A 25,939-nucleotide genomic window follows, 5' to 3' on the forward strand; every position below is an offset into this window, starting at 1 on the left:
GCCGAATCAAATTGGCGCGGACGGGCGGCGCAGCCCCTCGGAACTACCGCCTTGCTAACCCCGCAAACGCCCGGAATTCAAGTGCGGTGCGCTTTTCCTGTTAATGTTCCCTGATTGATTCGGGGAAGCCGGACGGGGCTGGGCGCTTAACATTCATGGCAAAGGATTCCGACCCACTGGCGGATGCCTTCTCCACCAAGGAGACCGGCGGGCTGTTCTCCGGACTTCTGGCCGAGGAAAGCGCCTTCGACCGGCGCTTGCTGTGGCGGCTGGGCTCGTGGGGCGTGGCGGCCGTCGGCGCCGTCGTCATTGCCGTGATAGCCAACCAGGCCCAGCTCGGCTGGCGGCGCGACCGGGTTGCGTCCGCTGATCTCGTGCGCCAGGCCGACCGGCTGCAGCTGCTGACCAAGGAGAGCCAGAACGAAGCGCGCCGGCTCGCCGCCGCGATCGAGACGCTGAACAGCGACCGCGACCGGCTGTATTCGCGCGTCACCGTGCTGGAGCAAGGGCTCGATTCCGTCACCGGCGCCATTGCCAAGCAAACGGCCACGCCGCCGCCGGGCGCGAAGCCGCAGGACGCGGCACCCACGGCTCCCAGTGTCGCGCCGGTCGCTTCGACGCCGGCCCCGACGAGCGAGAAGCCGCGCAGCGAAGCCGCCAAGGATGGGCAAAAGGACGCTCAGAAGGAAGCGTCGAAGGAGCCGCCGAGCCAGCCGCCACAGACCGCGGCCGCCGCCTCGCTCGTGCAACAGAATCCGGCCATGACTTCGGCGCTGCCGACGATTCCGCTGGTACCCACGAAGTCGCTGATGGCGCCGCCGGATCCGGCCGCGTCGAAGCTGATTCAACCAGAAACGGTTGAGAAGGCCGCCGAGAAGGAGGCCGAGCCGGCGCCCGCCGCGGCCGAAATCGTGGCGGCAGCAACCAAGCCGCCGGACGCCGCCGAGAGCGAATCCCCTGCCATCGCCGTTCAGCAGACGCGCTTTGCGATCGATCTCGGCGGCGCCAACTCGGTTGACGGCCTGCGCGCGCTCTGGCGCGGCGTGACCAAGTCCAACCCGGAGATCGCAACACTGCGTCCGATCATCATGATCAAGGAAGGCAACACCGGGCTCGGCATGCAGCTCCGCCTCGGCGCCGGCCCCCTGGTCAACGCCGCCGCCGCCGCAAAATTCTGCGCGGGTCTCGTCGAGAACGGCCGCGCTTGCGAGACCACCGTATTCGATGGCCAGCGCCTGTCGATGCGCAGCGGTCCGGACAAGGTACAAGACAAGACGCAAGAGAAGACTCAGGACAGAGTCCCGGACAAGGGTTCGGAGAGGAGCCAGGACGCTGGCCCTGCAGCCGAAACGGCGCCTGTGTCGAGCGCGAAGCCCGAAAAGCCGCAACGCCGCCGCAGCTACTCCTCAAAACGCACCAAGCGCGAGGAGCCCGCCCCCGCTCCCGCCGCGCAGCCGGCACCAGCGCCGGCGAAACCGGAGGCGGCAGCGTCGTCCGCGGGATCGACGCTGTCGTCGTTCTTCCGGCGACAATGACGCCTCGGCCCCGGCGCGCACGCAGCCAGCATGCGACCAACGGACGCTTGGACCTCGGCCGCGCTTGGCAGCAAGTTCGCAGGTCCATGTCCGACGTGCGCGAAGCGTCGCCCCTCCAGAAACGCGGGTCTTGATGAACGAACTGGATGATGTGCTGAGGCTACTCGTCGCGGCGGCTACGGGCCTCGTGATCGGCATCGACCGCGACATGAACGACAAGCCGGTGGGCATGCGCACCCTCGCGCTGGTGGCCTTGGGCTCTGCGCTGATCTCGATTTCCGTGATCGAGTTTCAGAATTTGCGCGACCACCCGGATGCAGTCTCGAGGGTGGTCCAAGGCATTGTTACCGGCGTGCTGAGCGGCGTCGGCTTCATCGGTGCGGGCGTCATCCTGCACGACGTCAAGGCCAAGACGGTTCATGGCCTCACTACGGCGGCGACTGTCTGGATCGCTGCCGGTCTTGGCATCGCCTGCGCGCTGGGCGCCTGGCTGCTGGTGGGCGCCGCCATCGCAGTCACGTTATTCGTGCTGTTCGCGCTCAGCTGGCTCGAACGTCGCTTGGGGTTGAAGTAGTCTGGTAGTCGCAGATGGCCGGTGAGCGGCTTCATGCCTCCGCCCAAGTACCAAATGATACGAACGAGACCAACCTGACACGGCACACTCCGCACCGGACTTGATTCGGAGCGGAGATGACGGACGCGAACTTTCTGCGGGAGCAACTCGCGTTGATCCGCGAACTGGCCGAGCGGGCCGATCCCCACATCAGGAAGCGACTGCTCGCCTTGGCTGAAAAATACGAGCGCCGGCTGGCGGAGCAGAGCCGGAACACGCAAGGTCGCAATTGATCGCCCGCTGATCGTCCTTGGCGCAGGCGATGACCTATTCCATGCGCGCCTTTTCCTTCAGATCGCGGATGCGCATCTCCGCCTCTTCCTTCGAGCGGACGATTTCCGACCAATCCTCGACCCGCGCCTCCCTGCTCAGCCTCTTGAGCTCGCTCAGCTGCTCCTGCGTCGGCTTGTCCATGCCTCACTCCTAGGCGGTGTTGGCAACACAATGTTGAGAACCAGCGGGAGGCTCGCGTGTTCCTGGAGAGTGCCCGGGCGGATCAACAGAAACCTCGCCTGCGCTGTTGCCTGGCCGCGCCTTCCCGACCATATTGCCGCCATGACAAAGAAGCCCTTCCGCCTCACGCCCTACCAGGTGCAGTTCCTGCTCGTGGTCGGATTCGTCACCGTCGGCTGCGCGCTCTACGTGCGCTATCTCGCGATCGAGTTTTCGCAGGTCGCGCTCGCCTGCGACGCCGGGCTTCAGACCCTGGTCTGCAAGTCGCGCTCGGTCTCGACCGTGCTGTTCAAGAATTCGGTGTTCGGCATCGTGGCGCTGGTGGTTGCGACGCTGAACCTGATGCGGCCGTCAATCGTGCTGCTGACCGTCGGCCTCATCGCCGCCGGCCTCGGCATCGTGCTCTACAATGTCGTGCTGTCGGGCCTTGCGATCGGCCTGCTTATTCTTGGCTTTGCTCGGCCCGCGCCCGCCACAGCGTGAGCGCGAACAACAGATAGATCGCGCAGGTCCATAGCGACTGCCAATTGTCGCGACCTTCGTTGAACAGCACGTACACGGCGGACAGCGCCAGCACCCCGGCGAACACCGCTTCGGCGATCGGACGCTGGCCGATCTGCGGCCGGTTCAGCATCAGAAGCGCAAACGGCACCACGGCCATCGTCAGCGCGGCGTAAGGAAAATCCTTGTAACGCGGGTCGAACACGAAGCCGAGCGCGCTCGCGGAAGCGATCACCGCGGTCACCGCCAGCGTCACGCCGAGCACCGCGGTGAGCTTCGACCATTTCCGGCCCTCGCGCGGGCCGAGCAGGTCGAGGAAGGTCGGCAGGCTGCGGCCGATCACCATCGCCTGCGCGCAGAAGATCGGCGACAGGATGCCGGCCAGCAGCAACGCGCCCCAGAGCAGCCAGCCGCCGATCCCGTAGCTCTCGTAGTACATCTTGTCGGCGCCGATCCCGAGCAGGATTCCGGCGGTCGTCGCCGAGATGCCGACGCCGAGCCAGGCCGGGAAACGCGGTGTCCACGGCCGGCGGCGCAGCGTGATCAGCGCGACAGCGAACACCAGCACGGAAAGCCCCATGCCGGCGCCCATGTACCATTTCCAGTACGGGAAATTGCTGATCGGCTGTCCCGGCGGATATTTCAGGCTCCTGCGCACCGAGTCGTAGAGGCCCCAATAGCCGCCGACGGTGCCTTCCAGCCTGCGCTTCCAGGGCTGGTCGTAGGACTCGATGAGATTGACGCGGAACTTCTGCGCCTTCGCAAGGCCGAGGATTTCCGAGACGACGCGCGCCTGATTGGTGCGCGAGGGCAGTGCGCCGTCGCGCATGCGGCCCGCGCTCGGCCAGCCGGTTTCGCCGATCAGGATCTCCTTGCCGGGAAACGCCACCGCCATGCGCTCGCGGATCTGTTCGACATGGGCAGCAGCGAACTTCGCCCTGATCGGGAAATCCTCCCAATAGGGCAGGATATGAATCGTGACGAAGTCGACGGCGTCATACACCTCGCGGTTCTTCAGCCAATATTCCCACACATCGGCATAGGTCACGGGCACGCCGACCTGGGTCTTCACCAGGCGGATGAGAGCGACGAGGTCCGCCGTCGTCATCTCACCGCGCAGCAGCACCTCGTTGCCGACGATGACGGAGGTGATGACGTCAGGGAATTGCTTGATGAGGCGAATGGCGAGCCCGGCCTGCTCGTAGTTCTTGGTGCGGTTGCTCGAGAGCCAGATGCCCTGCAGCACCTTCATCCCGCCGACCTTGGCGGCGATCGCCGGCACCTGGTCGAGCCCGTTCTCCAGCGAATAGGTGCGGACGCAGTCGGTGATCTCCTTGAGCTGGCGCAGGTCCTGCTCGATCTGGTCGGCATCGATATGGGTCCATGCCTCCAGCGGCGACTGCTCGCCGCGGAACGGCGCGTAGGAGACGCATTGAACCTTGTCGGCGGGATCGATCGGGGCGCGCGCGAGCGTGATCGGCGTGGCAAGCCACCACCACACGGCAGCGATCGCACCCAGTGAGACGAGCAGAAGCGCCAGTGGCGTACGAAGAGAAATCGGTTCCGTCCTCCGCGAAGGGCCGTCGATTACCTTCTCGCACGCCGTCTGCCAAGGGGGCACGTCCGGTGGATCCCTTGCGCCCCCAAGGAATTTACCTGCGCCGGTTCACCGTGATCTAGGATCGTGACTTTGCTGGACAAAATTCGAAATACAGGTCATGGACTCCGAAAGACTTTTCCGCCGCATTGGAGACCCATTTGGACGCCATCAGCTAGCGCGTCCGCGGGGCTCCTGACGCGGACGGCCAGCGGATACATTGGGGAATTCATGCGGCAACGGGTGTTCGAGTCACGAAATGCGGTCCTGCGGCAGTTCGCCGCCACCTTGGCCGTCTCCTGCCTGCTCGTTCTGACCGGTGCTGGCGGCGCTTCCGCCCAGAGCGGTCCGCCGGGCCCCGAACAGGGCAAGGCGGCCGCCCAGCCCGCCGACGCCGCCAAGGACGCCGCCCAGAATCAGCGCCGCACCGACGAGTTCGCGGAAGCCGCCCAGGTCATCAACGGCCCGGCCGGCAATCCCGAATGCGTCTGGCTCGGCCGGCGCGTGGTGCGGCTGATGTGGCGGGACGACCTCGATACCGCATTCCGTCATCTCGACCTCTACGACCGCTTCGGCTGTCCCGGCGGCCACATCCAGGCCGCGTTCCGCTGCCTGACCCGTTTCGGCGGCCAGATCGACCCCAAGGTGGCCGAAACTCTGGATAGCCGCGTGCACGCGTGCTGGATCAACCCGGCCGCCCAGCCGCAGCAGGCGGCGGCCGCGGCCGCCCAGCCGGCAGCGCCGGCCGCCAATGCGCAGCCGCAGCCGGCCGCGAGCCCCTCGCCTGCGGCAAGCCCGTCCCCCACGCCGGCGAAATAGCCCCAACCAAAATAGCTCCGGTCGTTTCAGCTGCCGTTCAGGAACGACCGGCCATAGAGACGGTCGGCACTGCCGCGCGTCGTTCGAAAAGGCCATGCCCTCATAAGGACATGAGGCCATGACAGTTGTGAAACCGCGCGGCAGAGATATGCTCCCTTTGCCGCGGACTTGGTCGGATCTCGGGGTCGGATCCGCTTCCCTGCCACCTCAGCCCCTATTGGTTTAGCCGCGATGCGCGTTGTCGCCGCCGTTCTGTTGCTCGTGTCTGCGCTCCACGCAGGCAGTTGGGGAGTCCTGCGCGACAGGGAACCTGCGCCGGACTTCAAGGGCCTGGTGCCGAGCCTGTCCTATACGCCGTTCGAACCGGGCCATGTCGTCGACCTCAACGTCGACCCCGACAAGATTCGCGCGGACTTGAAGAAGCTCTCGACCCTCACGCGAGCGATCCGGTCCTACACCGCGACGGAAGGCAGCGAACTGGTGCCGCCGATCGCGGCCGAGTTCGGCCTCAAGGTCACGGTCGGCGCGTGGATCGATAAGGACGAGGATCGCAACGAGCGGGAGATCAAGGCCGCCATCGAGCTCGCCCGCAAGAACAGCAACGTGATCGGCATCGTGGTCGGCAACGAGGTGATCTACCGCGGCGAGATGAAGGTCGAGGACCTCATCAGCAAGATCAAGAAGGTCAAGAGCGCGGTCCGTGTTCCCGTGACGACGGGCGAGATCTGGAACATCTGGCGCGATTTTCCGGACCTCGCCTCGAGCGTCGACTTCATCGCCGCGCACGTGCTGCCCTATTGGGAAAATTTCCGTTCAGATCAGGCCGTCGACCAGGCCGTGGACCGCTACAACCTCCTGCGCAATCAGTTCCCGGGCAAGCGCATCGTGATCGCCGAGTTCGGCTGGCCGAGCGCAGGCTATAATTTGCGCAACGCAGATCCAGGTCCGTTCCAGCAGGCGCTGACCTTGCGCAACTTCGTCACCCGCGCCGAAGCGCTCGGCATGGACTACAACATCGTCGAAGCCCTCGATCGGCCCTGGAAATTCTTCGAAGGCGGCGTCGGTCCGTATTGGGGCGTCCTCAATGCCAGCGGCGAGCCGAAATTCGCCTGGACCGGCCCGGTCGAGAACCCCGACTATTGGAAGCTGATGGGCATCGCGCTGCTGGTCGGCGTGCTGCTGTCGTTGCCGATCCTGCGGATCGAGAAGGCGACCGCGAGGCAAGCCTTCCTGCTGTCGGCGACCGCCAACGGCGTCGGCGCCTGGGCCGCGACCGTGTTCGCCTATTGGAACGGCCACTACTTCCTGTTCGGCTCGGCTTTCGCGCTGACGCTCGGCATGATCCTCCTTGTTCCGCTGGTCCTCATCGCGATGGCGCGCATCGACGAGATCGCCGCGGTTGCCTTCGGCCGGCCGCCGCAGCGCCTGATCGCCAAGAACAAGCCGGTCGAGAACGTGCCCGAGGATTACTGCCCCAAGGTCTCGATCCATATCCCCGCTTATTTCGAGCCCGTCGAGATGCTGAAGCAGACGCTGGATGCGCTGTCGCGGCTGAACTACCCGAACTACGAATGCGTGGTCATCATCAACAACACGCCGGATCCCGCCTTCTGGCAGCCGATCCAGGACCATTGCCGCGCGCTCGGTGAACGCTTCAAATTCATCAACGCCGAGAAGGTGCAGGGCTTCAAGGCCGGCGCGCTGCGGATTGCGATGGACCGCACCGCGGCGGATGCCGAGATCATCGGCATCCTCGATGCCGACTATGTCGTCGAGCCCGATTGGCTGAAGGACCTCGTGCCTGCTTTTGCCGACCCGCGCGTCGGCCTCGTGCAGGCGCCGCAGGAGCACCGCGACGGCGATCTGTCGATCATGCACTACATCATGAACGGCGAATATGCCGGCTTCTTCGACATCGGCATGGTCCAGCGCAACGAGGCCAACGCCATCATCGTGCACGGCACGATGTGCCTGATCCGCCGCGCCGCGATGGACATGGCCGGTGGTTGGTCGAGCGACACGATCTGCGAGGACTCAGATCTCGGCCTTGCCATCCAGGAGCTCGGCTGGACCACCCACTACACGAATACCCGCTACGGCGCAGGCCTGCTGCCGGACACCTACGAGGCCTTCAAGAAGCAGCGGCACCGCTGGGCCTATGGCGGCCTGCAGATCGTCAAGAAGCACTGGCGCCGCTTCCTGCCCGGCGCAAGCCGGCTGACGCCCGACCAGAAGCGCGAATATGGCCTCGGCTGGCTGAACTGGCTGGGCGCCGAAAGCCTCGGCGTGGTCGTGGCGCTGCTCAACCTCATCTGGGTGCCGATCGTCGCCTTCGCCGACATCGCCATTCCCGACAAGATCCTGACGCTGCCGATCATCGGCGCCTTCATCGTCTCGCTGGTGCACTTCCTGTCGATGTACCGCGCACGCGTCGCCATCAAGCCCGGCCAGATGCTGGGCGCCATGATCGCGGCGATGAGCGTGCAATGGACGGTGTCGCGCGCGGTGGCGCAGGGCCTGATCACCGAGCACATCGCCTTCGCCCGCACCTCCAAAGGCGGCCTGTCCCGCATGTCGATCGAGTTCCAGGCGTTCTGGGAAGCCGTGATCGGCACCCTGCTCCTGGTCGGCGCCGGCGTGCTGATCGCCACCAACAGCTACAAGCAGATCACCGAGATCTACATCTTCGCGGGCGTCTTGGTGCTGCAGAGCCTGCCGTTCCTCGCCGCGGTCGCCATCGCCATCCTCGAGCTCAGCCGCATCAACTCGTTCCAGTTCTGGCGCGACAGCGCGATCCGCACCGCCGAGCTGATCGGCCTGCGTCCGGTCGCGCTGCCCCACCCGAGCACAACGCCGCAGCCGGTGCCGAGCGAGGTCCGGCGGGAGACGAACTGATCCTGCTCCACGCCGGTCTTCGGACCTCGTGCCTGGAGGCAAGCGGTCTTCGGCGTGGATGACCGGCCGCCAATCGAGGTGAGAATTTTGGCCTAAGCGACGGATAGCCCAGGCAAATCCCCGCTCCTGCCGCGATCTTCGGCAACCACCCGCGCTATTGACCTCCGCAGCCACTCCCCCTACACAGCGCGGGCCGAAGGCATGATCCGGAAACAGCCGGTTTTCCCCGCGACGCGATCTCTAGGCGAAGCGGCAAGACATGCCTCTCGAATGTCCGAACACGATGGCGATCTCTTCGAGCCATCAGCGGCCATGGGAGCGCGTAGCTCAGCCGGTAGAGCACGTGACTTTTAATCACGGGGTCCTGGGTTCGAGCCCCAGCGCGCTCACCAAGCTAGATCAAGCACCTAGAGCCAAAATTCAGCCCTTCGAGTTGAGGGGACTTTTTGGGGCCTGCACACAGTGTGCACACTCGCCGGGTGCAGCCAAGACCGCCATCGATATTGTCGGCTGGGTTCTCTTGGCAGTGGTTATGGTGCTAACCCTAGGCTTTGCCAAGAAGCCGCCAACGTGAGCCGTGCCATTCACAGCGGGTTCATACGTGCTGAGGCACGCTGCGCCCCATGGAGGTTCTCAGATGATCGTTTCCGTGCTCGCCGCAGCGCTACTTATGGGCCCGCCCGTGCCGGGGCTGGTTCAGCCACCCATCCAGCAGGTCCAGTATGGTGTGCCAAGACACCCGCCTCCATGCGGCCACGGTTGGGACCTGAGCGCCCGAGACGGCATGTGTTATCCGAACGGAGCCCTCCCTCCTCAAGAACAGGCTGCGCGGCAGTACTATCATCGCGGCGGCGGAGGTTACGGCGGAGGTTACGGTGGAGGCTACGGTAGACATCCCGTCCGATGCGGCCACGGCGCCGACGTCGATATTCGAGACGGTCGGTGCTACCCCAACGGCACGGTGCCGCCACAGTTTCAGCAGGGCCGGCAGGGATATTACGGTTATGGCGACTATTATCACCGCCCAAGGCGCCATTACTATTAAGCTATCAAAGGCCCGCCAGCACGAACCGGCGGGCTCCTGTCACAAGTCTGTGGCATGTCCGTTGCACAGTCGAAGCCAACTGGGATTTCAGCGCTCAGTTTGAGAATGACACGCTGCCGGGACATGTATTTCGAGCCCGGCAGCGTTCGATTTCGAGACTCGTGAGACAACCGATATGGCATGAGCAGAATCAAGCGCACGGGCACATTTCCGGAGCCTGCTGCTTCGCCTCCTCCGGATCGTCGTCCTCAGCGTCGCTGTCGTCCTGCTCCATGTCGGTGAAGTAGTCGCCTCGCCAACCATGCTCTTGGTTCATTGCCCGATCCAGGCTCCCGGTCCTGGGTTCGAGCCCCGGCGCGCTCACCAATAGAATCAAGTAGCAAAAATCGAAATGCCGTCCGGCTCAGCAGGTGGGCAGGAACAAAGGCCACCCGTTCCAGCTTGAGCCTCGCTGGCTCGTCGGCCGGGTTGGCGGAGGCGGCCCGACCAGCCGGCACTATGTTTTCCGCGCATGGGTCCTCGCGTCGTGGACGAAGAGCGCGACTGGAGGGAGACTTGCGGGTTCTTGTAGCCGAAGACGAAGACCTGATCCGGGACGTGGTGGTCGACATCCTGGAGACTCACGGGCACGAGGTGATGGAAGCTGATAGCGGCGAGCGCGCGCTCGAGCTCTGTGCCGAAGCCACACCCGATCTCTTGTTCACCGACATCAGGTTGGCGGGCTCGCTGACGGGCTGGGATGTCGCCATCCAGTGCAGGCAATCCAATCCGCGCATGCCTGTGATCTACGCCACCGGCTACACGCACGCCGCTCCGCGTCCGGTGTCCGGCAGCATCATGCTCCAGAAGCCGTTCGGGCTTGAACGCCTCTTGGAAGCGATGCAGTCGCTCGCGGGCGATTAGCTGCAGCCAGCCGCGGTCAATGCTCCGCAGACTGACAATTGTCAGTCGTTCGACTCCACGCAGGAACGAAGGGCCTTCCGCACGCTTTGGCAGGAATGCCAAATGTCTCGCCCGGGATGGTCAGGCCGCTGCGGCTCGCTCTGCTGTATGGGCACCTGATCGCGCGGGGCACGCGGCTGTATCATCCGGGCGGCTCGCAGCCGGTGTGCAGCCTGTCATTTGCCAAGCAAATGGTCGAGGCGGGTTTGCTCTGCGCAAATGGCGAGAGCTTCGAGCTGACGCAGGAAGGCCGGAGCTTCGCCGGTTGATGCGCACTGCATCATTGGCTTCCCCACGAACTCAACAACCGCTGGCGCGTGACCACGGTCGTCAAGTCAAGCGAGGCGTTTCAAGCAGCCCGCCCGCCGGATCTGACAATCTACGGTGACAGTGCACTCAACTGTGAACGAAAACTCGACCAATTGCCACTTTTTCCCGAAACGATTCACATATGCGAATGAAGCTACAAAGAAGAATGCCGCTTCCTGAGAGGTGCTGGGCAAATCGGGAGCATGCTTCATTGACTGACGAGGTTCCGTCGCAAAGCCGATTTTTCATTCGCATGGGCGGCAAGGGTTGGATGGTCTACGATCGAGAACGCAGGGGCCCAGCACTGATCGGGACCGATATGGCGGCCAATCTGACCAAGGAGCGAGCTGAACAATTGCTACTTTTGCTGATGCCTCCGCGCACGGAGAAGCCGCGTGCGGCGAATGGGGGTGGCTCGCGGGCGTGAACCGGCGGGCCCCAAGGCTGCGGGTCTACTTTCTCGGGCGCCGCATTCGAACGTGTTCACCGGCCGCCGTTCGCGTGCGGTCGGGGCTGGTTCTGGCCTAGACCTCGAAATTTTAATCCCGGACGGTATCTTTTGAGACACCCAGCTCGAATGTTTGAGCAGACGATATCACCCGGCGTGCCACGCTGAGTGGTGCGTCGGGCGGCCTCGGTGTGTCCGCAGCCAGCCCCGGGACGCCCGGGGCCGTTCCTTTGGATTCACGTTTGTTGATGCAGGAACGTCCCTCCAGGAGGAACCATGTCGTTACCGGGGCTGGCAAGTTTCATCTCGGATCTATCGTAACCCGGCAGGGCCGCTGTTCCAGAGCGGCGGCCCTTGTTCTGAAGCGTGAACCGGGGGCCGCGCCTAGCGCCTCTTTGGCCGATCGGTTTCTGCTGATCGCGATTTAGGGGTGCCACCGTTGCGAATTGTCGGGGGCGGCTTGCCCTCGTGACTATGCCTCTCTTGCATTTGCTCGGCTGCGACTACGCGCGAGCGCAGGTCTTCCAATTCGGAAAGCCCAGAAGCAAGCTCATCGAAACGCTGCTTCAGAACAGCGGTGTGATCGAAAGTGCCCATGTACCCCCTCCGTCACCCGAGCCGACCGAAAAGTGGGAAAATCATGCAATCGAGGAATGCAGAGGCATGGAGCCAGTTCCTTTGAAGAGCGCTGCGCCGTTGTCGCAGCTCGAGCGATGCGACTCGGCTCCTCCACCCGCGAACGCTCAGGAGCAGACGTCACGGCTACGATCCAATGACGGCCCCGACCGTAAGGGGCTTTTGGGGTGTGAGGCCGGGGCCGCTGGAGGTGCTTGGACCTTGGGGAAGGCCAAAGCCATCGAAGACTAGGAAAAATCGGCAATCACTTCTGCTCGCTTTCGCACATTGCTTGTACGTTTTGTTTGCGCAAACGGAGCCAGTTGCCAATGAAGGACTATCTGGCGCAGATCGAGAAACTTCGCAAAGATGCGGCCGAACGCGCCCTGATCCGCGACTTGGCTACCGTTCCAGCCAAGCGCGAAGTGTTCGACAGTTCGGAGCCGCAGTGGTGGTTGACATGCTGAGCGGAGCTGCAGAGATGCTGATGCACCGCCAATCCAGATCAGCATGGGAACGTTTCGAACGGCAGTGAGTCCTACAGGCGCAATCCATCCCGTTTCCTCGTGGATCGAACGATGGAAAAAGCACTCGCCTATGCCATCTCGGCGGCCCTTGTGGGCTTCGGTCTCTTGATCTTTTTCGCCGGTCTGTCTTCCAGCTCGCCCGCCTTATGGACGATCGTCGCGCTGGTCCCGATCACGATCGGGATCGTGAGCGCCTTTGGTCCTGTGTGACTTGATGTGGAAACCAGGGCTTTAGGTCAGCCCGTCTGTATTTTCCGAATCGGCAACCCGTGTTCGCTCTCTCGTAGCTTCCAACCGCTGGTGATGCGCGTGAGCCATTTCGTCTCGATGCTTCTGCTTGCGACGGCCCTGGTCCTGACTTTGTGCTTTGGAGTAGCGGCCTGGCGCCTCTCGGCAGACAAAGAGGCCGACATCACCGCCACGATTTCCCATCAGGAATACGGTTGGCGGCCAAGGCCCAGCAACTGAAACTTTGACAAACCCGCTGACATCGCGCCGGAAACGTGTAGGATTCCCCAAAACCGGAGGAACGGCATGTTTGAAATCAACGGTTTCGACACGGCGGGCATCGTCAGCCTCAAGCGGGCGTCACTCGCCGCGGCCCTCAAAAAGGCCAGGGAACTGGTCGAGGACGGGTGCTGGGACGTTCAGGTCGTTGATCCCACAGGCCGGGTCTATACCTCGTTCGAGGAGGAAGCGGCCTAGCTAGGACGCATCCTCAGCTCTCCGGCCCCGCCACCGCGGCCGGGACGCTCAGCGGCGCCCCTCCGATCGACACCGGGCCCAGAGGCCCCAGAGGCTTGGGCTCGCGCACCAGCCGCTTGCGCATCGCGGCGGACAGTCCGTAGCGCGCATTCGCTCTGCGAACGGACGACGTCACGTCCGATATCATCACGTTCTGCAGCGAGTCGACCTTGGCGATCAGCGTGGTGAGCTGCGACGAGATCTTCTTCACGTCGACCCGCTCGTCCGTGATGCTCTGCCGCAGCGACAGCAGCAAGAGTGAATCCTGCTGCAGCAAGGCTGCATTCTGCTGCAGCGTCTGGTTGTTCTCCTGCAGCGAAGCGGTGTGCTGCTGCTGGGCCGACTGGATCTCCTTCAGGGCGGTGACGACCGGATCCGGTTTCGGCGCCGACGCTTCCTGTCGCGGCAGCAGTTCAGCCAGGCTGGCAACATTCAGTGACGGCATGCCGGAGGGCGACGTATAGATGGCCGCAGCGCCATTGATGGCCAGGGCACACACCGCCAGCGGCAGAATCGTTTTGCGGCGGGGGGTGATCGGCGGCGGCTCAGCTTCCGGGCCTGCGGGTTCCTGCGCGCCTGCAGCGGCTGCAAGGGCGACGGCGTCGAGCTCTTCGGCGAAGCTTGGCGTTTCGAAGGACGTGGTCATTTGCACTGACCCCCATGGAGCGAGCAACAGGAAGCCGCCCCTGGAACGCCCTCGCGACGATCCGCTTACGCAGCACCCATACACAACTGCCTAAAATTGTCGGCTTTCTGGATTAATTCCGCGTTAGCGGCGCGGCCGGCGGACGGCCAGGCGACCCCGGCCGATTACGGATTCGGTGCAAGCTCCTCGCCGTGCATTCGGCAACAGCCATGCCAGCAACGGATTTTCCGAAGTTGGCATGATGCCACTGTTTTGCCCGACAAATCAACGGCCAAGTGACGGCGCCTCCGGCACGGACTCGGCACGATAGGCCCGATCCGGGTCGTGGACCACGCTTGCTTGGGCCACCTCGGCCGCGATGGACGCGCCGAATGCAGAACGCCTTATCGCACAAACACATAGCTACTGTGCATGGGGTTGTTTTCGCACTTTCCGATTTACCCCTCATCCAGCAGCTCGAACAGCTCGTCCGTCCGCTCAAACGCGAGCGCCACATGTGGAGAGCGCGATGCACCGAGTCGACCTGTTCCCCCGTCGCTCGCAGATTACAAACCTGGTCCTATCGGGCTCTTAACGCGTTTGGGCGACACAGTCGTTCGTCGCTCGACCCGGGCCTTGGCATCCAGCACCTTGTCTCCAGCTCGTGCGGCTCGCGGCCGACTGATCTGGTCCGAAAGGCTCGAGCCTCTCCCTGACAGACTATTTGAACCAACACTGGCGTTTCCTTGAGCCTGTGTTGCCGGTCGGAATCTGCTTTGGGAGAACGCCGAACCAGCGGCCTTTTGATCTTCATTGCTCGTGCCGCTGCCAATTGCGCCGATCGGCAGGCCATTTTGAGCGCGACCAGCCCCGGCATTTCTCGCGGCCTGAGCTGCCGCCCGCGACCTCGCAGGCGTGGCGGGCTGGACGTTCGGATTGGTCGCTTCGCTGTTGGTGCCCAGATCTCCGCCGGGCGCGATGTCCTTCGTCCCCATCCCTGGGGGGGCTGAGGGACCTGCATTGCCCGCACTCGTCCCCATTCCAGAAGGCGCCGAGCCGCCAGCGCTCCCCTGCCCCGTTCCCATGCCCGCTCCGGCGGAGCCGGCATTTGCGCCGCCCGCTTGCACCAGGGCCAACAGACATGAGCCTGCGACAATCGTGGCAATCACTGGACGAATGGCATGTGACATCGGACGATCTCCTTCGCCACGCCCAAATTAACTATAATGGTGGAGCAGGGTTTCCGCTACGAATTCGCAGTTGCGCGCGCTGACGAAACGCAAGCCCCTACCCCTCATCGAGCAGCTCGAACAGCTCCTCCACCCGCTCGAACGGCGCATCGCACATCGGGCTGTGATAGACGACGCGGTCGCCGTCGCGTTGCAGTGACTTGCCTCGCGACTTGCGCAGGCGTCCGGGCAGGAACGTCGCGGCCGCAGCGTCCGGGCCGACGTCGAGGCGGATGATTCCGCGTCGTTTGCATTCGATCCTGAGCTTGGCCGCGGCGAAGAAGTCGCGCGCGAGCTTTGGCAAGGGTCCGAAGCGGCGGGAGGTTTCCTCCTCGAGGTCGTCGAGATCGTCCTCGTCGTTGCATCGTGCGGCGCGGGCATAGAGCTCGAGCCGCACCGGCTCGGACTGCACGTAGCTCTCGGGCAGCATGTCCCCGACCGGCAGGTTGAGGTCGGGCACCCACAGCTGCTCGTCGCTCTTCTCCGAGGCCATCTTCAGCAGGTGGCTGTAGAGCACGGGCCCGAACACCTGGACGTGGCCGGATTGCTGCTCGGAAAACAAGTCGCCTGCGCCTCGCAGATCCAGGTCGCGCTCGCTGATGGCAAAGCCCGCGCCCGGCCGGCTGAACTCCTCGAGCACGGCGAGGCGCTTCTCGGATTGTCCGGACTCCGTCTCGGTGAGCAGATGCGCGAAGGCGCGGATGCCGCCGCGGCCGACGCGTCCACGCAGCTGATGCAGTTGAGCGAGGCCGAATTTTTCCGGCCAGCACACCACGATGGTGTTGGCGCGGGGAATGTCGAGGCCGCTCTCCACGATGTTGGTCGCGAGCAGGACGTCGGCATGGCCTTCGACGAAGCTCATCATGCGGTCGTCGATTTCGTCCGCGGCCAGCCTGCCGTGCAGGCAGACGATGCGCAGGTCCGGCGCCACGGCCCGCACCCGCGCCAGCATGGGATCGAGATCCTGGATGCGCGGGCAGATCAGGAAGCTTTGGCCGTGGCGGCGCTGCTCGCGCAGCAGCGCCGAGGCGATCGCCGCATCCGACAGCGGCGCGATCCGGGTCGCGACCGGAAGCCGGTGCACCGGGGGCGAGGCGATCACGCTGAGATCACGGAAGCCGGCAAGGCCGGCGGCCAGCGTGCGCGGGATCGGCGTCGCGCTCATCATCAGCACATGGACGTTCTTGGCGAGCCCCGCGAGCTTTGCCTTTTCCGCAGCGCCAAAATGCTGCTCCTCGTCGACGATGACGAGGCCGAGATCGTCGAACCTGACGTCCTTGCCGGTGAGCGCCTGCGTGCCGATCACGACCTTGATCCGGCCGCTGCGCAAGCCCTCCTTGGTCTCCCGCAGCGCCGCGCCCGAAGTGGCGCGCGAGAGGTTGCCGACCTCGATGCCGAACGGGGCAAATCGCTTCTGGAACGTCGCGACGTGCTGGCGCGCCAGCACCGTCGTCGGCACCGCGACCGCCACCTGCTTGCCCGACAGCACCACCGCGGCCGCCGCGCGCAGCGCGACCTCGGTCTTGCCGAAGCCGACGTCGCCGCAGATCACCCGGTCCATCGGATGGCCGGATGCGAGATCATCCAGCACGTCCCGGATCGCCTGGGCCTGGTCGATCGTCGTGAAGTAAGGAAAACGCGCGACGAACTTCTCGTAGGCCGATCCCGGCGGCACCAGCTTTTCGCCGCGCCGCCGCCGGCGCTGGCTGATGTGCTTGGCGAGCGCCTTGCCGGCGATCTGGATTTCGCGCTCGGCCTCGCTGCGGCGCGCCCACCACGTGCTGCCGTCCGCCTTATCGAGCGAAAGCCTGCCGAGCTCGGCGGCGTAAGGCCACATCAAGGCGAGATCGGGCGGCGGCACCAGCACCGCATTGTCGCCGGCGAACTTCAGGCGGATCATCTCGCGCATCGCGCCCCCGCCGGTGTTGACGGTCTGCAGGCCGTCGAGCACGGCAAGGCCGCGCTGGAGATGAACGACCACCGTGCCCTGCTCCGGCGCATCGGCATGGTCGAAGGCCGCGCTCCAGGCGCGCGCCATCGGCTGCGGATGATGCGCGCGGCTGCCGAGCACGTCGGACGCCGTCACCACGACCAGAGGCTTCTTCGCCGGCACGACGAAACCGGCATCGAGATCGGCGAGCAGCGCTGCCTCGCCGCCCCGCCCGCGCGCGGCCTCCTCCCAGTCTTCGCAGCGCTCCGCCTTGACGCCGCTCATCCGCTCCATCACGCGCAGATCGTCCTCGTGCGCGGCAACGAGGATCAGCCGCGACCCGGCCCGGCGCGTCTCCTCGACGAAGCCACGCAACGCCTTCCGGGAGGATGTCAGCTTCGAAAATTCCGGGATGGCCTGGAACGGTGCCGTCCGCGGCAGCACCTTGATGCCCTTGGAGAGCCGCTTCCAATCGCTGCGCCCGAGAAATTCGCGCTCCCGCTCGCTGCGGGGCGCGGCCTCCTCGATCGTATCGAGCCATCCGTCGGCATGCGACGGCACGCCGGCATCGGCGATCCATCTGGCGCCCGCGCAATAATCGAACAGGCTGGCGCGCTTACCGCCTTTGGCGGCAAGGCCGAGCCGCTCCGACATGGGATCGACGAGCAGCTCCCTGGTCTCGAAGATGATCCTGTGCTCATGCGGGTCGAAGGCCACGATCCGTTTGATCGTGTGCTGCGAATGCTCGATCCGGAACGGCCCCAGCGCGCCTGCCGGGAATATCTCGAAGGTCTGGCCGTGGAACAGCGCCCCGCCCGGATAATCCGGCTCATCGTCAAGATCGTAACCGAGGGATTGCAGGCGGGACTCCAGCTCCTGCTCGGAGAACGTGCCGCCCACCTTCAAGCTCAGGCTGAGGCGCGACAGGCTGGCCGGCAGCGGCATCCGCTCCATCACCGCTTCGGCCGTCGATACCAGAAACACCGGCTTCTTGGACTTCGCAAGGCGCCTCAGCACGGAGGCTCTGCGCCCCGCGAGCTCGTGCGAGGGCTCCAGTTGATCGAACGGCAAGGTATTCAAGCGCGGAAACACCAGCACCTCGCAGACGGGGTCGAGCGCGTGAATGACGCTGCCGAGCCGCTCCGCCCTGTTCTCGCTCTCGGCGAGAAACACGATGCCGCTGCGTCCGGACTGCTTCCATTGTCCAAGCAGATGAAGGGCCATCATGCCGAGAGGCGACGAAGACGAGATCGTGGCGCGCTGCGATCCTTTGCTCTTCTTCGGCGGCTTCTTGGCCACCCTTGCCTTCGTGGAAAGCCTCACTTGGACCCGTTTCTGCTCTTGAACCGCCGCAAACTGAATGCGAGCCGCCTTGCCCCTCGAATCGGCAGCTCGGCGCCATGCATATGGGATTTGCCCTGCGAACGCACCCCTCCTCGATAACGTTCGAGGCGGCGGCGCGATCCCTTTCGATCTGCTCTTGGCCGTGAGAATGGAGGCACGAAAAAGCCCCAGCGCTTGGAGCCACGCTGGGGCGTTTCGTTCGAAATGAATCGGTTAAGCAATGACGTCTTCATAGCAGCGGTTTCGCCGCGCGCTTGTGAACTGGTTCACACGTCTTGTTGGCTCGGCGATATCTGACGGCATCCAGCTAAGCCGGCATTCAAGCTTTCTTCAGACATTTCGGATCAGCTGACGATCCATTTCAAAGTGATTGTCATCCGCGCATGAGTTCGGTCCAGGTTCAGTGCACGCGGTGCAAGAACGTGTTTCGCGATCGCGCCGGCCGGTTGCAGGACGGCTATTCCAGGCAATGTCCGAGCTGCGAAGTCGTGCTGTTCTTCGCCGAGGACTCGCAGCATCCATTCATCAAGCGGGCGATGCGCAGTGCGCGCCAGGTCCGCAAGGAGATGCGGGAGCTCCAGGCCGAGAAGCTCGCCGCACCCGAGCCGGAGGTGGCGCAATCGAGGAGGTTTGCTGGCAGGACGCGATCGGCGGCGCGGGAGGACTAGCGGCTCAGCTTCGCCGCCGCTTGCGCGGAAACAGGCGGTCGCGGATGTAGCGCGAAGTCGCCGTCAGGCGGATGCCGCGGGGCTTATGCCAGGCGGCGCGGTCGATCTCCTTCTTGTCACCGATCGCCAGCCTGCCCTTGGCGGACTTGGCGATGAAGATCGCGTCGCTCATCTTGCGGCCGGAGCGCTTGTTCCTCGCCTTCACTTCCTTCCAGAGGCTGATCCTGCCGAGCTTCAGCTTGGGCAATTCCTCCTTGATCTCCCGCCGCAGGCAGTCCTTCTCCGACTCGCGCGCACGCTTGCGGCCGCCCGGAAACATCCACAGGCCGTCCGACCGGCGTCTGACCAACAATACCTTGCCGCGCCTGGCGGCAACCAGCTTGGAAGACTTTGCCATTGCTGCCGTTGTCGAAAACAGAATCGCCCCAATGGTAACTTGTCTAGTCGAACAGACAAGTTAGCGGCGCAGCTTGATCACAGGCCGAACCAACCCGATCCCGGTGCGCCATGGCGGGCAGTCCGCGCGCTGGCGGGCGCGAGATCACCCCTTCCCCGTCTCCGCCCGGTCCTCGGTCCTGATCCAGGCCATCGTCAGTTCCCAGGCCACCGACAGGATGATCGGTCCGATGAACAGTCCGACGATGCCGTGGGCCAGCGTACCGCCGATCACGCCGACGAAGATCACGATGGTCGGGGTGGTCAGGCCACGGCCCATGACCAGCGGCTTCAGCATGGTGTCGATGAAGCCGACCAGGACGAAGAACACGGTGAGCAGCAGCGCGGTGGTGACGTCCTTAGCGGTCCAGATCCAGATGATCACTGGCAGCAGCACCAGGAAAGCACCGATCTGCACGATCGAGAGCAGCAGGACGATGAAGGCAAGAAGGCCCGCGCTCGGCACCGAGGCGAGCTTGAAGCCGATTCCGGCGAGCAGCGCCTGGACGATCGCCACGCCAATGACGCCCTGCGCCACGGCGCGGATGGTCGCACCGGCGAGCGAGAGGAAATGCTCGCTTTGCTCCGGCACGATGCGAAACAGGAAGTTGCGGCCGGCCGCGACCAGGCGCGGCCCATGCGGAAACAGGAAGCCTGCCACGAACACCGAGACGAGAAACTGGAGCGTGCCAAGGCCGGCGTCGCCCGCGAGCGAGAGCAGCGGCCCCGCCAGCGGCTGAAGATACGGCGCCACCTCGCGCACCGCAGTCCGAACGTTGTTGTAGGCCTGATCCCAGAGCTCGTAGAGCCAGGGGCCGACCAGCGGCCAGGACTTAAGCTGCTCCGGAGCCGATTGGAGCACGAGGTCGCCGGTGCCGAGCTGGTGCGCCAGCTCACGCACGCCGTCCACCGCGCTGATGCCGAGCCAGGTCGCCGGGCCGATGACGATACCCAGCGTGATCAGGGTCAGGATTATTGCTGCGGTTTTGGGTCGGCCGCCCAGGATCTTGGCGACCCAGCTGAATGCCGGATAGAACGCGACCGCCAGCACGCCGCTCCAGGCCAGGATCGGCACGAATGGGCGGATGATCAGGAAGGTCCAGATGATCAGCAGGGCGAGCAGGCCGAGGCGGATCACGAGCTGGATGACGTCCTCGCCCGTCAGCAACTGACGGAGGCTTTTCACGGGCACAGCTTTCCTTGCGGCATGAACGCAACTTCCGCGCTTGCGGGCTCAGCCGTTATTGCCAGCAACGCATCTGGCGTCAAGACGACCGGCTGCCGGATACCGCATCGCCCGTCCCAACCCGGCTTGGCTAACGCGGGTTAACCGGATTTCCCCGCGCCGGTTTACGCCGCTGCAAATGCTGGTGACTACCTTCCATCCGCAGTCACTGAAATGCATTCTGGGCCATGGCCAACAGCATCTGGACGATCGAAGAATTCACCTGCACCGGTTGCGGCATGAACTACACCGCGACCAGAGAGGAGCACAGCGAGGCTCACAGCGGCAGCTTCAAATGCGGCATCTGCAGCAGCATCGTGCATGCCTGGTCCGGCAAGCACCACTTCTTCGGCTGGCAGGCCGTGAAGACGAGGCCGCCCGTGTTCGGGCGGCGCTGGGCCGGCGTCGAATGGTAAGCCGCCTGCGGTGACTCCCGATCCGCCGAATTGCGCCGGCGCCGTTTGCACTCCGTTCACCGATCGCGGCTAGATCAGGACGGATCCTCCGCTTCGAACGCCATGGCCGACCTCAACGCCGTCCTGACCAGGCTCAACGACCGTCTGCTTCGCCTCGAGGGCGAGCTGTTCGTGCTGCGCTCGCTGGCGCGCGCGACATTGACCGCGGGCGACGACCATGCCGCGCGCATGCGCAAGCTGGTCGAGGCCGCAAAAGTCGCGCTCGACGACGAGGCCAAGCGCCCTCTCGACAAGCCGACCCGAAAATATGTCGATGCCGCAACCGCACTGGTGGAGGAGCTGCTGGTCGAACCCACCCCGGCGCGGCCGCTGTTCACGGTGATCGACGGCGGCCGGCGCGACTGAGCGCCCGCCTCAGCACGGCGATGACTACCGCCCATACATGCCCGGCGCACGTGCCCCGTGCGGGTAGCACTGTCCCTGCGAGTAATTGTAATCATAGCCGTCCGGACAGAGCCCGCCGCGTCGTCCGTAATATTGAGGGCGACCGTAAGCGCCGGGCGCGTGCGCACGATTCGGGTAGCACTCGCCTGTCGTGTAATTATAGTCGTAACCGTGCGGGCACAGGCCACCACGGCGCCCATAGCCCGAGCCGTGGCCCCCGGTGTAGACACCCGGCGCGTGACGGTCGTTGGGATAGCAGCGGCCGTTCGAGTGGTTGTAATCGTAGCCGTGTGGACATTGCCCGCCCGGACCGCCCCTGAACTGAACCTGCTCCACCATGGGCGCTGTCGGCGCCGCAGGCACGGTTGCAAACGCAAGCAGGCCGGCCAGCGCAAGTTCGATCATGACGATTCCTTCAAAACATGGGGACAAGCCTATCAGGATTCGCGTCCCACGAAACGACATGGCAATTGACGCATGGCTGGCCTGAACTCCGCATGAACCGGGCTCGGACTGCGACAATGCGTCAACGCCAGGCATCGCGCACGATGCCGACGTCTAGATCGTGGACTTATCCGACTTGAGCCGGCTGAGCCCCGCCTCGATGATCGCGATCTCCTCGTCGATCTGACCGATCGGCAGGCTGAAATCATAGCCGGACCGGCTCTTCAGATCGACCGCGAGCCGCTGCCTGTGCATCATCAGCTCGTCCAGTCCACGGCGGTTTTTCAGACGCACATAGGCGTCGACGATCTGCTCGATCGCGTTCGGCATGAGATCTGTCCCGGCGAAAAGGCCCGGCGGCGCGCCCATGCCGGCGGACGATTTCGGTGTCGCGGTACGCAATACAAATCCGCGACGGATTCGTCGATACGCCAAGCTGGTTGAGATCGTGTTACCGTTCGATGATTTCGCGAGGCACGGCATGAAAAGGCCGCCGGCGGTCACGCCGGCGGCCAAAACCGGGTTCGAAAACGGATGCGGGTTGAAAATGTCGCCAGCCCCGGTTGGCGCACCCTTATCAGCCAATCCGAGGCATCTCTGTTAAAAACGAAACACAGGAACCCGCTGCAGGCTCTCGTCGACGACGCAGGGCCCCAGGCAACGGTAGGCGTCCGAGATCGACCCCACTGATGGCGCAACGCCGGTCTCGGGCGGGACCGCCGGGTAAGGCCCGCCGGCTTGGGCCGACGTGGCCGCCAGCAGCGTCGCGACAACAAAAAACCCGACGCTGCGCTGCCTTCACTCCCGAGCCGGTGTCATGCCCGCATGGAAGCCAGCGCGACGGCGCAATCCCGGAGTTCGCGCAAGCGGCGCCCGGCGCATTGTTGATAACCCACGCGAACGCTGCGCGGGTGGTGACAGGGCATGCGGACGTGTTATCGGGGGATGACGCAGTTGCGAGACGGATCGGACACCCATGCGAATTACCCTCGTCGGCTCCCGCCATTTTGGCGTGACCACCCTGAACATGCTCCGGGAGCACAGCGTCTCGGTCGTCCGGGTCGTGGTGGCGGACGCCGACGACCGCCTCGCCGCGGCGGCCAAGGCGGCGGGCATCGAGGTGCAGGTGCAAGCCAATCCCAAGCTGGTGGTGGCCTCCGAGATCGCCCCGGACACCGATCTGATCATCACCGCGCACAGCCATGCCAGGATCGGCAAGGATGCGCTCGCCGCCGCCAGGCTCGGCGGGATCGGCTATCATCCCTCGCTGCTGCCGCGCCACCGCGGCAAGGCCGCGGTGGAATGGACCATCAAGGAAGGCGACCCGATCGCCGGCGGCACGATCTACCATCTCGCCGACCGCATGGATGCTGGCGCGATCGCCGCCCAGGACTGGTGTTTCGTCAAGAAGGGCGAGACCGCACGAGAGCTTTGGGAGCGCGCGCTGGCGCCGCTCGGGCTCAAGCTGCTGGCCGACGTGATCGATTACGCCAAGGTCCACAAGGCGCTACCCGCCAAAGTCCAGGACGAGCAGTTCGCGACCTCCGCGCCGAGCCTCTCCTGAGCCAAGACCCCCTCTGAGCCGAAGTCTCCTGGAGCAAGCTCTTTCCGAGTCGTCCTGACGTTTACCCTTAACGTGCGGCGCCCTTGATTCTGCTTCGGAAATTGGAGCCAAAAGCGCAAATAAACCATTGTTCCTAAAGGCACAATTTTCGCTTTGGCATCGCAACAAATTTCCGTCACATTTCGTCCGAATAAGCGTCAACAACTCAGACACATTCAAGGACGAATTCATGCGTTTTGGTCGCATTGCGGTGTTCTGTGCCGCCCCAGTTCTCGCTGGCACCCTCGCCGCCCCCGCCTTCGCCCAGAATCCCTATGACGGAAATTGGCAAGTCACCATCGTGACCAAGAGCGGTTCGTGCGAGCCGACCGCAAGCTCGATGCTGACGGTTGCCGGCGGCAAGATCACCGCGCCCGGCGCTAACGTTTCCGGCACCATCGGCAGCGGGGGACTTGTGAAAGTTTCGATCAATGGTGCATATGCCAACGGTCAACTCAGCGGCAACGCCGGATCGGGGAAGTGGAATGGAGCATCTGCAGGCATACCGTGCAGCGGGCGGTGGGAAGCATCGCGCCAATAAACCAATTGTGGCTCGCGCCGGGAACCGGCGGCTGCTGATCGCGGCCGCCGTTTTGTTTGGGGCTGGGATCGCCGCGACCGAAAGCAGTGCCCAGTCGGGTCCGTTCGCCCCACTGGCGGGCAGCTGGAGCGGCGGTGGCACGGTTACGCTGGATGACGGCTCGACCGAGCGGATCCGCTGCCGGGCCAAATACGCTCCGATCGGACCGACCATGGAGATGTCGCTGACCTGCGCCAGCGATGCCTACAAATTCAACCTCGGCGCCAACGTGAAGGCCGAAGGCGGCGCCATTGCAGGCAGTTGGTCCGAGACCAGCCGCAACATCTCCGGTTCGCTCCAGGGCCGCGGCAGCGGCGGAAGCTACGAGCTGGTGGCCTCCACCGCGGGCTTCAACGCCAACATCTCTCTCAAGACGTCCGGCAACAAGCAGAACGTCACGATGCGCGCGGACAGTCAGTTCCGCGGCGCGCACATCTCGATGTCGAAATAAGACGCTAGCTCACGCGACAATCGATCCGGCGCCCGCGCCGGATCGATTTTTTTATGGGCCGGGCACGAACGCCGTGACCTCGATCTCGACCTTGGCACGCTCGTCCACGAGGCCTCCGATATAGAGCAGCGTCGAGGGCGGAAAATTGCGGCCGAGCGTTTCCTTCCAGGCCGCGCCAATGCCGGCACCTGCCGCTTCGTACTCGGCGCGGCTGGTCAGGTACCAGGTCAGGCGGACGATGTGCTCGGGGCCGGCACCGGCCTCGCCCAGCAGCTTGACGATCCGCTTCAGCGCCGTCGCGACCTGGGCTGCCATGTCGGGATCGTAACTGCCGGCCTCGTCGCCCCCGGTTTGGCCGGCGAGTACCACCCACCGGCCCGGCCCCTCGGTCACGACGCCGTGGGAAAAGCCGCGCGGTTTTTTCCACTCGGCCGGCTGCAAGATGCGCATGGGCAATGTCTCCCGATCTTTGTCGTTGTTCGCTGATGCCTTAGCATGCCGCCCAGCATCGCTGCATCCGCAGATTTGGCCGTTGCAAACGGCGGCAATGTCGCCGATACCGGCCGCCCCTCCTTGGTCCATCCCTTTCCGTATCCGCCGCAGATGAGCACCACACCGTCGAAAATGATGGCTGCACTGTGGATGGCCGGCTGGCTGTCGCTGATGCTGATCATGGCGGTGGCCGGGCGCGAGACCACGCGCGAGCTGAATGTTTTTCAGATCATGGAAATGAGGTCGCTGGCCGGCTTCGTCTTGCTCTCACCGATCATCTACCGCGCCGGCGGCTGGAAGGTGCTCAAGACATCGCGGTTGCCGCAGCATGTCGGCCGCAATTTGGTGCACTATGTTGCCCAACTCGGCTGGTTCTTCGCACTGACACTGATCCCGATCGGCCAGGTGGTGGCAATCGAGTTCACCATGCCGATCTGGACGGCCGTCCTCGCGGCGAGCTTCCTGTCCGAGCGGATGACGCCATGGAAGATCGCCGCCATCGTGCTCGGCCTCGTCGGCGTTATCGTCATTGTCCGCCCCTCGACCGGGGAGATCAATCCGGGCCAGCTCATCGCGCTTGGCGCCGCCATGGGATTTGGCGTGGCGATGGCGCTGGTCAAATCGCTGACCCGCACCGAGAGCGCGCTCTCGATCCTGTTCTGGATGCTGGTGGTGCAGTCGGTTGCGGGTTTCATTCCGACGCTGTTGGTCTGGACGTGGCCGTCGCTCTATGTCTGGGGCTGGGTCGGCGTGATCGCCGTCTGCGGCACGTTCTCACATTATTGCCTGGCCAGTGCGATGCGCTACGCCGACGCGACGGTCGTGGTTCCGATGGACTTCCTGCGGGTTCCACTGACTGCAACTGCCGGTTGGCTGTTGTATTCCGAGCGGCTCGACGCCTGGACCGTGCTCGGCGCCGCGCTGATCCTGTTCGGCAATTTACTCAATTTGAAGCCCGCTTCGTCGGTTCCCGCCCGGGCCAGGTGAACCTCGCGCCGTCTCGCGCGACA

The 25,939-nt window shown here is 64.4% G+C and carries 29 protein-coding genes and 1 tRNA gene; 20 read left to right on the forward strand and 10 right to left on the reverse strand.

Going from position 1 to position 25,939, the window contains the following annotated elements; all coding sequences use genetic code 11:
- The first annotated feature begins 155 nt into the window (after positions 1-155).
- The 3 genes from I6F17_RS17195 (at position 156) to I6F17_RS17205 (ending at position 2,381) form a co-directional block, all read left to right on the forward strand.
- Positions 156-1,535 carry a hypothetical protein gene (locus tag I6F17_RS17195; RefSeq protein ID WP_225129342.1) on the forward strand — a complete coding sequence of 460 codons (1,380 nt, stop codon included), beginning with the start codon at positions 156-158 and terminating at the stop codon, positions 1,533-1,535.
- A 133-nt stretch (positions 1,536-1,668) separates the two neighbouring features.
- Positions 1,669-2,109, forward strand: coding sequence for an MgtC/SapB family protein (locus I6F17_RS17200; RefSeq protein ID WP_036012541.1), 441 nt, complete (start codon positions 1,669-1,671; stop codon positions 2,107-2,109).
- 116 nt (positions 2,110-2,225) lie between these two features.
- A complete protein-coding gene (locus tag I6F17_RS17205; RefSeq protein ID WP_162131179.1) occupies positions 2,226-2,381 on the forward strand; it encodes a hypothetical protein in 156 nt (51 codons plus the stop codon).
- Between the two features lie 34 nt (positions 2,382-2,415).
- Here I6F17_RS17205 and I6F17_RS17210 read toward each other — a convergent pair whose 3' ends face one another.
- Entirely contained in the window at positions 2,416-2,562 is a 147-nt protein-coding gene (locus I6F17_RS17210; protein ID WP_157785148.1) for a hypothetical protein, read from the reverse strand.
- Positions 2,563-2,703: 141 nt separating this feature from the next.
- On the opposite strand from I6F17_RS17210, the gene I6F17_RS17215 reads away from it, so the two are divergent.
- Positions 2,704-3,084 carry a hypothetical protein gene (locus I6F17_RS17215; RefSeq protein WP_036012544.1) on the forward strand — a complete coding sequence of 127 codons (381 nt, stop codon included), beginning with the start codon at positions 2,704-2,706 and terminating at the stop codon, positions 3,082-3,084.
- Here I6F17_RS17215 and I6F17_RS17220 read toward each other — a convergent pair.
- Positions 3,044-4,603 (reverse strand): beta-(1-6) glucans synthase, encoded by a 1,560-nt coding sequence (locus I6F17_RS17220; protein ID WP_225129340.1) that lies wholly within the window; start codon positions 4,601-4,603, stop codon positions 3,044-3,046. The two genes, I6F17_RS17215 and I6F17_RS17220, sit on opposite strands and share 41 nt — an antisense overlap.
- Positions 4,604-4,930: 327 nt before the next feature.
- Between I6F17_RS17220 and I6F17_RS17225 the strand changes: the two genes are divergently transcribed.
- From I6F17_RS17225 to I6F17_RS17235, 3 genes are all read left to right on the forward strand, one after another.
- Positions 4,931-5,518, forward strand: a complete 588-nt coding sequence (locus I6F17_RS17225; RefSeq protein WP_036012549.1) for a hypothetical protein — start codon at positions 4,931-4,933, stop codon at positions 5,516-5,518.
- A 231-nt stretch (positions 5,519-5,749) separates the two neighbouring features.
- Positions 5,750-8,413, forward strand: a complete 2,664-nt coding sequence (locus I6F17_RS17230) for a glycosyltransferase (RefSeq protein WP_036039735.1) — start codon at positions 5,750-5,752, stop codon at positions 8,411-8,413.
- Between the two features lie 316 nt (positions 8,414-8,729).
- Positions 8,730-8,805, forward strand: a tRNA-Lys gene (locus I6F17_RS17235).
- 843 nt (positions 8,806-9,648) lie between these two features.
- On the opposite strand, the gene I6F17_RS37755 is transcribed toward I6F17_RS17235, so the two are convergent.
- Complete coding sequence (locus I6F17_RS37755) at positions 9,649-9,774, reverse strand: hypothetical protein (protein ID WP_276573263.1); 126 nt, start codon at positions 9,772-9,774, stop codon at positions 9,649-9,651.
- A 239-nt stretch (positions 9,775-10,013) separates the two neighbouring features.
- Here I6F17_RS37755 and I6F17_RS17240 point away from each other — a divergent pair, with 239 nt between their 5' ends.
- The 6 genes from I6F17_RS17240 to I6F17_RS17265 all read left to right on the forward strand — a co-directional run bounded on the left by I6F17_RS17240 (position 10,014) and on the right by I6F17_RS17265 (position 13,004).
- Entirely contained in the window at positions 10,014-10,361 is a 348-nt protein-coding gene (locus tag I6F17_RS17240; RefSeq protein ID WP_036012559.1) for a response regulator, read from the forward strand.
- A gap of 116 nt (positions 10,362-10,477) precedes the next feature.
- Positions 10,478-10,669 carry a hypothetical protein gene (locus I6F17_RS17245; RefSeq protein ID WP_225112455.1) on the forward strand — a complete coding sequence of 64 codons (192 nt, stop codon included), beginning with the start codon at positions 10,478-10,480 and terminating at the stop codon, positions 10,667-10,669.
- A 251-nt stretch (positions 10,670-10,920) separates the two neighbouring features.
- A complete protein-coding gene (locus I6F17_RS17250; protein ID WP_225129338.1) occupies positions 10,921-11,136 on the forward strand; it encodes a hypothetical protein in 216 nt (71 codons plus the stop codon).
- 965 nt (positions 11,137-12,101) lie between these two features.
- On the forward strand, positions 12,102-12,239 hold the full coding sequence (locus tag I6F17_RS17255; RefSeq protein ID WP_225129369.1) for a hypothetical protein: 138 nt from the start codon (positions 12,102-12,104) through the stop codon (positions 12,237-12,239).
- Positions 12,240-12,350: 111 nt separating this feature from the next.
- The gene (locus I6F17_RS17260) at positions 12,351-12,509 is read left to right on the forward strand and encodes a hypothetical protein (RefSeq protein WP_164936882.1); all 159 of its coding nucleotides are present in this window, start codon (positions 12,351-12,353) and stop codon (positions 12,507-12,509) included.
- A 324-nt stretch (positions 12,510-12,833) separates the two neighbouring features.
- A complete protein-coding gene (locus I6F17_RS17265; RefSeq protein ID WP_193375071.1) occupies positions 12,834-13,004 on the forward strand; it encodes a hypothetical protein in 171 nt (56 codons plus the stop codon).
- 13 nt (positions 13,005-13,017) lie between these two features.
- Here I6F17_RS17265 and I6F17_RS17270 read toward each other — a convergent pair whose 3' ends face one another.
- Both I6F17_RS17270 and I6F17_RS17275 read right to left on the reverse strand, forming a co-directional pair.
- Positions 13,018-13,689: a hypothetical protein gene (locus I6F17_RS17270; protein ID WP_036039743.1), complete on the reverse strand. Its 672-nt coding sequence runs from the start codon at positions 13,687-13,689 to the stop codon at positions 13,018-13,020.
- Positions 13,690-14,955: 1,266 nt separating this feature from the next.
- A complete protein-coding gene (locus I6F17_RS17275; protein ID WP_225129363.1) occupies positions 14,956-18,054 on the reverse strand; it encodes a DEAD/DEAH box helicase in 3,099 nt (1,032 codons plus the stop codon).
- 500 nt (positions 18,055-18,554) lie between these two features.
- Here I6F17_RS17275 and I6F17_RS17280 point away from each other — a divergent pair, with 500 nt between their 5' ends.
- Positions 18,555-18,839: a Zn-ribbon domain-containing protein gene (locus I6F17_RS17280; RefSeq protein WP_225129336.1), complete on the forward strand. Its 285-nt coding sequence runs from the start codon at positions 18,555-18,557 to the stop codon at positions 18,837-18,839.
- 4 nt (positions 18,840-18,843) lie between these two features.
- Here I6F17_RS17280 and I6F17_RS17285 read toward each other — a convergent pair whose 3' ends face one another.
- Together I6F17_RS17285 and I6F17_RS17290 are read right to left on the reverse strand one after the other, a co-directional pair.
- Complete coding sequence (locus I6F17_RS17285; protein WP_157286040.1) at positions 18,844-19,236, reverse strand: NUDIX hydrolase; 393 nt, start codon at positions 19,234-19,236, stop codon at positions 18,844-18,846.
- Positions 19,237-19,380: 144 nt separating this feature from the next.
- Entirely contained in the window at positions 19,381-20,466 is a 1,086-nt protein-coding gene (locus I6F17_RS17290; protein WP_036039747.1) for an AI-2E family transporter, read from the reverse strand.
- 221 nt (positions 20,467-20,687) lie between these two features.
- Between I6F17_RS17290 and I6F17_RS17295 the strand changes: the two genes are divergently transcribed.
- A complete protein-coding gene (locus I6F17_RS17295; protein ID WP_225129334.1) occupies positions 20,688-20,915 on the forward strand; it encodes a hypothetical protein in 228 nt (75 codons plus the stop codon).
- Between the two features lie 102 nt (positions 20,916-21,017).
- Positions 21,018-21,320, forward strand: coding sequence for a hypothetical protein (locus I6F17_RS17300; RefSeq protein WP_027575377.1), 303 nt, complete (start codon positions 21,018-21,020; stop codon positions 21,318-21,320).
- Positions 21,321-21,344: 24 nt separating this feature from the next.
- Here the strand turns inward: I6F17_RS17300 and I6F17_RS17305 are convergent, their stop codons facing one another.
- Together I6F17_RS17305 and I6F17_RS17310 are read right to left on the reverse strand one after the other, a co-directional pair.
- Positions 21,345-21,791, reverse strand: a complete 447-nt coding sequence (locus tag I6F17_RS17305) for a hypothetical protein (protein WP_225129331.1) — start codon at positions 21,789-21,791, stop codon at positions 21,345-21,347.
- A gap of 126 nt (positions 21,792-21,917) precedes the next feature.
- On the reverse strand, positions 21,918-22,133 hold the full coding sequence (locus tag I6F17_RS17310; RefSeq protein ID WP_036012594.1) for a hypothetical protein: 216 nt from the start codon (positions 22,131-22,133) through the stop codon (positions 21,918-21,920).
- Positions 22,134-22,779: 646 nt separating this feature from the next.
- Between I6F17_RS17310 and I6F17_RS17315 the strand changes: the two genes are divergently transcribed.
- The 3 genes from I6F17_RS17315 to I6F17_RS17325 all read left to right on the forward strand — a co-directional run bounded on the left by I6F17_RS17315 (position 22,780) and on the right by I6F17_RS17325 (position 24,437).
- A complete protein-coding gene (locus tag I6F17_RS17315; RefSeq protein WP_036012580.1) occupies positions 22,780-23,367 on the forward strand; it encodes a formyltransferase family protein in 588 nt (195 codons plus the stop codon).
- Between the two features lie 229 nt (positions 23,368-23,596).
- Positions 23,597-23,947, forward strand: coding sequence for a hypothetical protein (locus I6F17_RS17320; protein ID WP_036012597.1), 351 nt, complete (start codon positions 23,597-23,599; stop codon positions 23,945-23,947).
- Positions 23,892-24,437: a hypothetical protein gene (locus I6F17_RS17325; RefSeq protein WP_225129329.1), complete on the forward strand. Its 546-nt coding sequence runs from the start codon at positions 23,892-23,894 to the stop codon at positions 24,435-24,437. Before I6F17_RS17320 ends, I6F17_RS17325 begins: the two co-directional genes overlap by 56 nt.
- Before the next feature lie 51 nt (positions 24,438-24,488).
- Here the strand turns inward: I6F17_RS17325 and I6F17_RS17330 are convergent, their stop codons facing one another.
- Positions 24,489-24,887, reverse strand: coding sequence for a RidA family protein (locus I6F17_RS17330; RefSeq protein WP_036039759.1), 399 nt, complete (start codon positions 24,885-24,887; stop codon positions 24,489-24,491).
- Between the two features lie 153 nt (positions 24,888-25,040).
- Here I6F17_RS17330 and I6F17_RS17335 point away from each other — a divergent pair, with 153 nt between their 5' ends.
- A complete protein-coding gene (locus I6F17_RS17335) occupies positions 25,041-25,916 on the forward strand; it encodes a DMT family transporter (protein ID WP_036012600.1) in 876 nt (291 codons plus the stop codon).
- Positions 25,917-25,939: the final 23 nt, after the last annotated feature.

This window comes from Bradyrhizobium sp. NBAIM18 (genome assembly GCF_020193825.1).
In the GTDB taxonomy this organism is placed as follows: Bacteria; Pseudomonadota; Alphaproteobacteria; order Rhizobiales; family Xanthobacteraceae; genus Bradyrhizobium; species Bradyrhizobium yuanmingense.

What these genes read in the sequence shown, in the direction of transcription:
- I6F17_RS17195 (WP_225129342.1), top strand. Translation starts at nt 156, where the DNA reads ATGGCAAAGGATTCCGACCCACTGGCGGATGCCTTCTCCACCAAGGAG.
- I6F17_RS17200 (WP_036012541.1), top strand. Translation starts at nt 1,669, where the DNA reads ATGAACGAACTGGATGATGTGCTGAGGCTACTCGTCGCGGCGGCTACG.
- I6F17_RS17205 (WP_162131179.1), top strand. Translation starts at nt 2,226, where the DNA reads ATGACGGACGCGAACTTTCTGCGGGAGCAACTCGCGTTGATCCGCGAA.
- I6F17_RS17210 (WP_157785148.1), bottom strand. Translation starts at nt 2,562, where the DNA reads ATGGACAAGCCGACGCAGGAGCAGCTGAGCGAGCTCAAGAGGCTGAGC.
- I6F17_RS17215 (WP_036012544.1), top strand. Translation starts at nt 2,704, where the DNA reads ATGACAAAGAAGCCCTTCCGCCTCACGCCCTACCAGGTGCAGTTCCTG.
- I6F17_RS17225 (WP_036012549.1), top strand. Translation starts at nt 4,931, where the DNA reads ATGCGGCAACGGGTGTTCGAGTCACGAAATGCGGTCCTGCGGCAGTTC.
- I6F17_RS17230 (WP_036039735.1), top strand. Translation starts at nt 5,750, where the DNA reads ATGCGCGTTGTCGCCGCCGTTCTGTTGCTCGTGTCTGCGCTCCACGCA.
- I6F17_RS37755 (WP_276573263.1), bottom strand. Translation starts at nt 9,774, where the DNA reads ATGAACCAAGAGCATGGTTGGCGAGGCGACTACTTCACCGACATGGAG.
- I6F17_RS17245 (WP_225112455.1), top strand. Translation starts at nt 10,478, where the DNA reads ATGGTCAGGCCGCTGCGGCTCGCTCTGCTGTATGGGCACCTGATCGCG.
- I6F17_RS17255 (WP_225129369.1), top strand. Translation starts at nt 12,102, where the DNA reads ATGAAGGACTATCTGGCGCAGATCGAGAAACTTCGCAAAGATGCGGCC.
- I6F17_RS17260 (WP_164936882.1), top strand. Translation starts at nt 12,351, where the DNA reads ATGGAAAAAGCACTCGCCTATGCCATCTCGGCGGCCCTTGTGGGCTTC.
- I6F17_RS17265 (WP_193375071.1), top strand. Translation starts at nt 12,834, where the DNA reads ATGTTTGAAATCAACGGTTTCGACACGGCGGGCATCGTCAGCCTCAAG.
- I6F17_RS17270 (WP_036039743.1), bottom strand. Translation starts at nt 13,689, where the DNA reads ATGACCACGTCCTTCGAAACGCCAAGCTTCGCCGAAGAGCTCGACGCC.
- I6F17_RS17275 (WP_225129363.1), bottom strand. Translation starts at nt 18,054, where the DNA reads ATGATGGCCCTTCATCTGCTTGGACAATGGAAGCAGTCCGGACGCAGC.
- I6F17_RS17280 (WP_225129336.1), top strand. Translation starts at nt 18,555, where the DNA reads ATGAGTTCGGTCCAGGTTCAGTGCACGCGGTGCAAGAACGTGTTTCGC.
- I6F17_RS17285 (WP_157286040.1), bottom strand. Translation starts at nt 19,236, where the DNA reads ATGGCAAAGTCTTCCAAGCTGGTTGCCGCCAGGCGCGGCAAGGTATTG.
- I6F17_RS17295 (WP_225129334.1), top strand. Translation starts at nt 20,688, where the DNA reads ATGGCCAACAGCATCTGGACGATCGAAGAATTCACCTGCACCGGTTGC.
- I6F17_RS17300 (WP_027575377.1), top strand. Translation starts at nt 21,018, where the DNA reads ATGGCCGACCTCAACGCCGTCCTGACCAGGCTCAACGACCGTCTGCTT.
- I6F17_RS17310 (WP_036012594.1), bottom strand. Translation starts at nt 22,133, where the DNA reads ATGCCGAACGCGATCGAGCAGATCGTCGACGCCTATGTGCGTCTGAAA.
- I6F17_RS17315 (WP_036012580.1), top strand. Translation starts at nt 22,780, where the DNA reads ATGCGAATTACCCTCGTCGGCTCCCGCCATTTTGGCGTGACCACCCTG.
- I6F17_RS17320 (WP_036012597.1), top strand. Translation starts at nt 23,597, where the DNA reads ATGCGTTTTGGTCGCATTGCGGTGTTCTGTGCCGCCCCAGTTCTCGCT.
- I6F17_RS17325 (WP_225129329.1), top strand. Translation starts at nt 23,892, where the DNA reads ATGGAGCATCTGCAGGCATACCGTGCAGCGGGCGGTGGGAAGCATCGC.
- I6F17_RS17330 (WP_036039759.1), bottom strand. Translation starts at nt 24,887, where the DNA reads ATGCGCATCTTGCAGCCGGCCGAGTGGAAAAAACCGCGCGGCTTTTCC.
- I6F17_RS17335 (WP_036012600.1), top strand. Translation starts at nt 25,041, where the DNA reads ATGAGCACCACACCGTCGAAAATGATGGCTGCACTGTGGATGGCCGGC.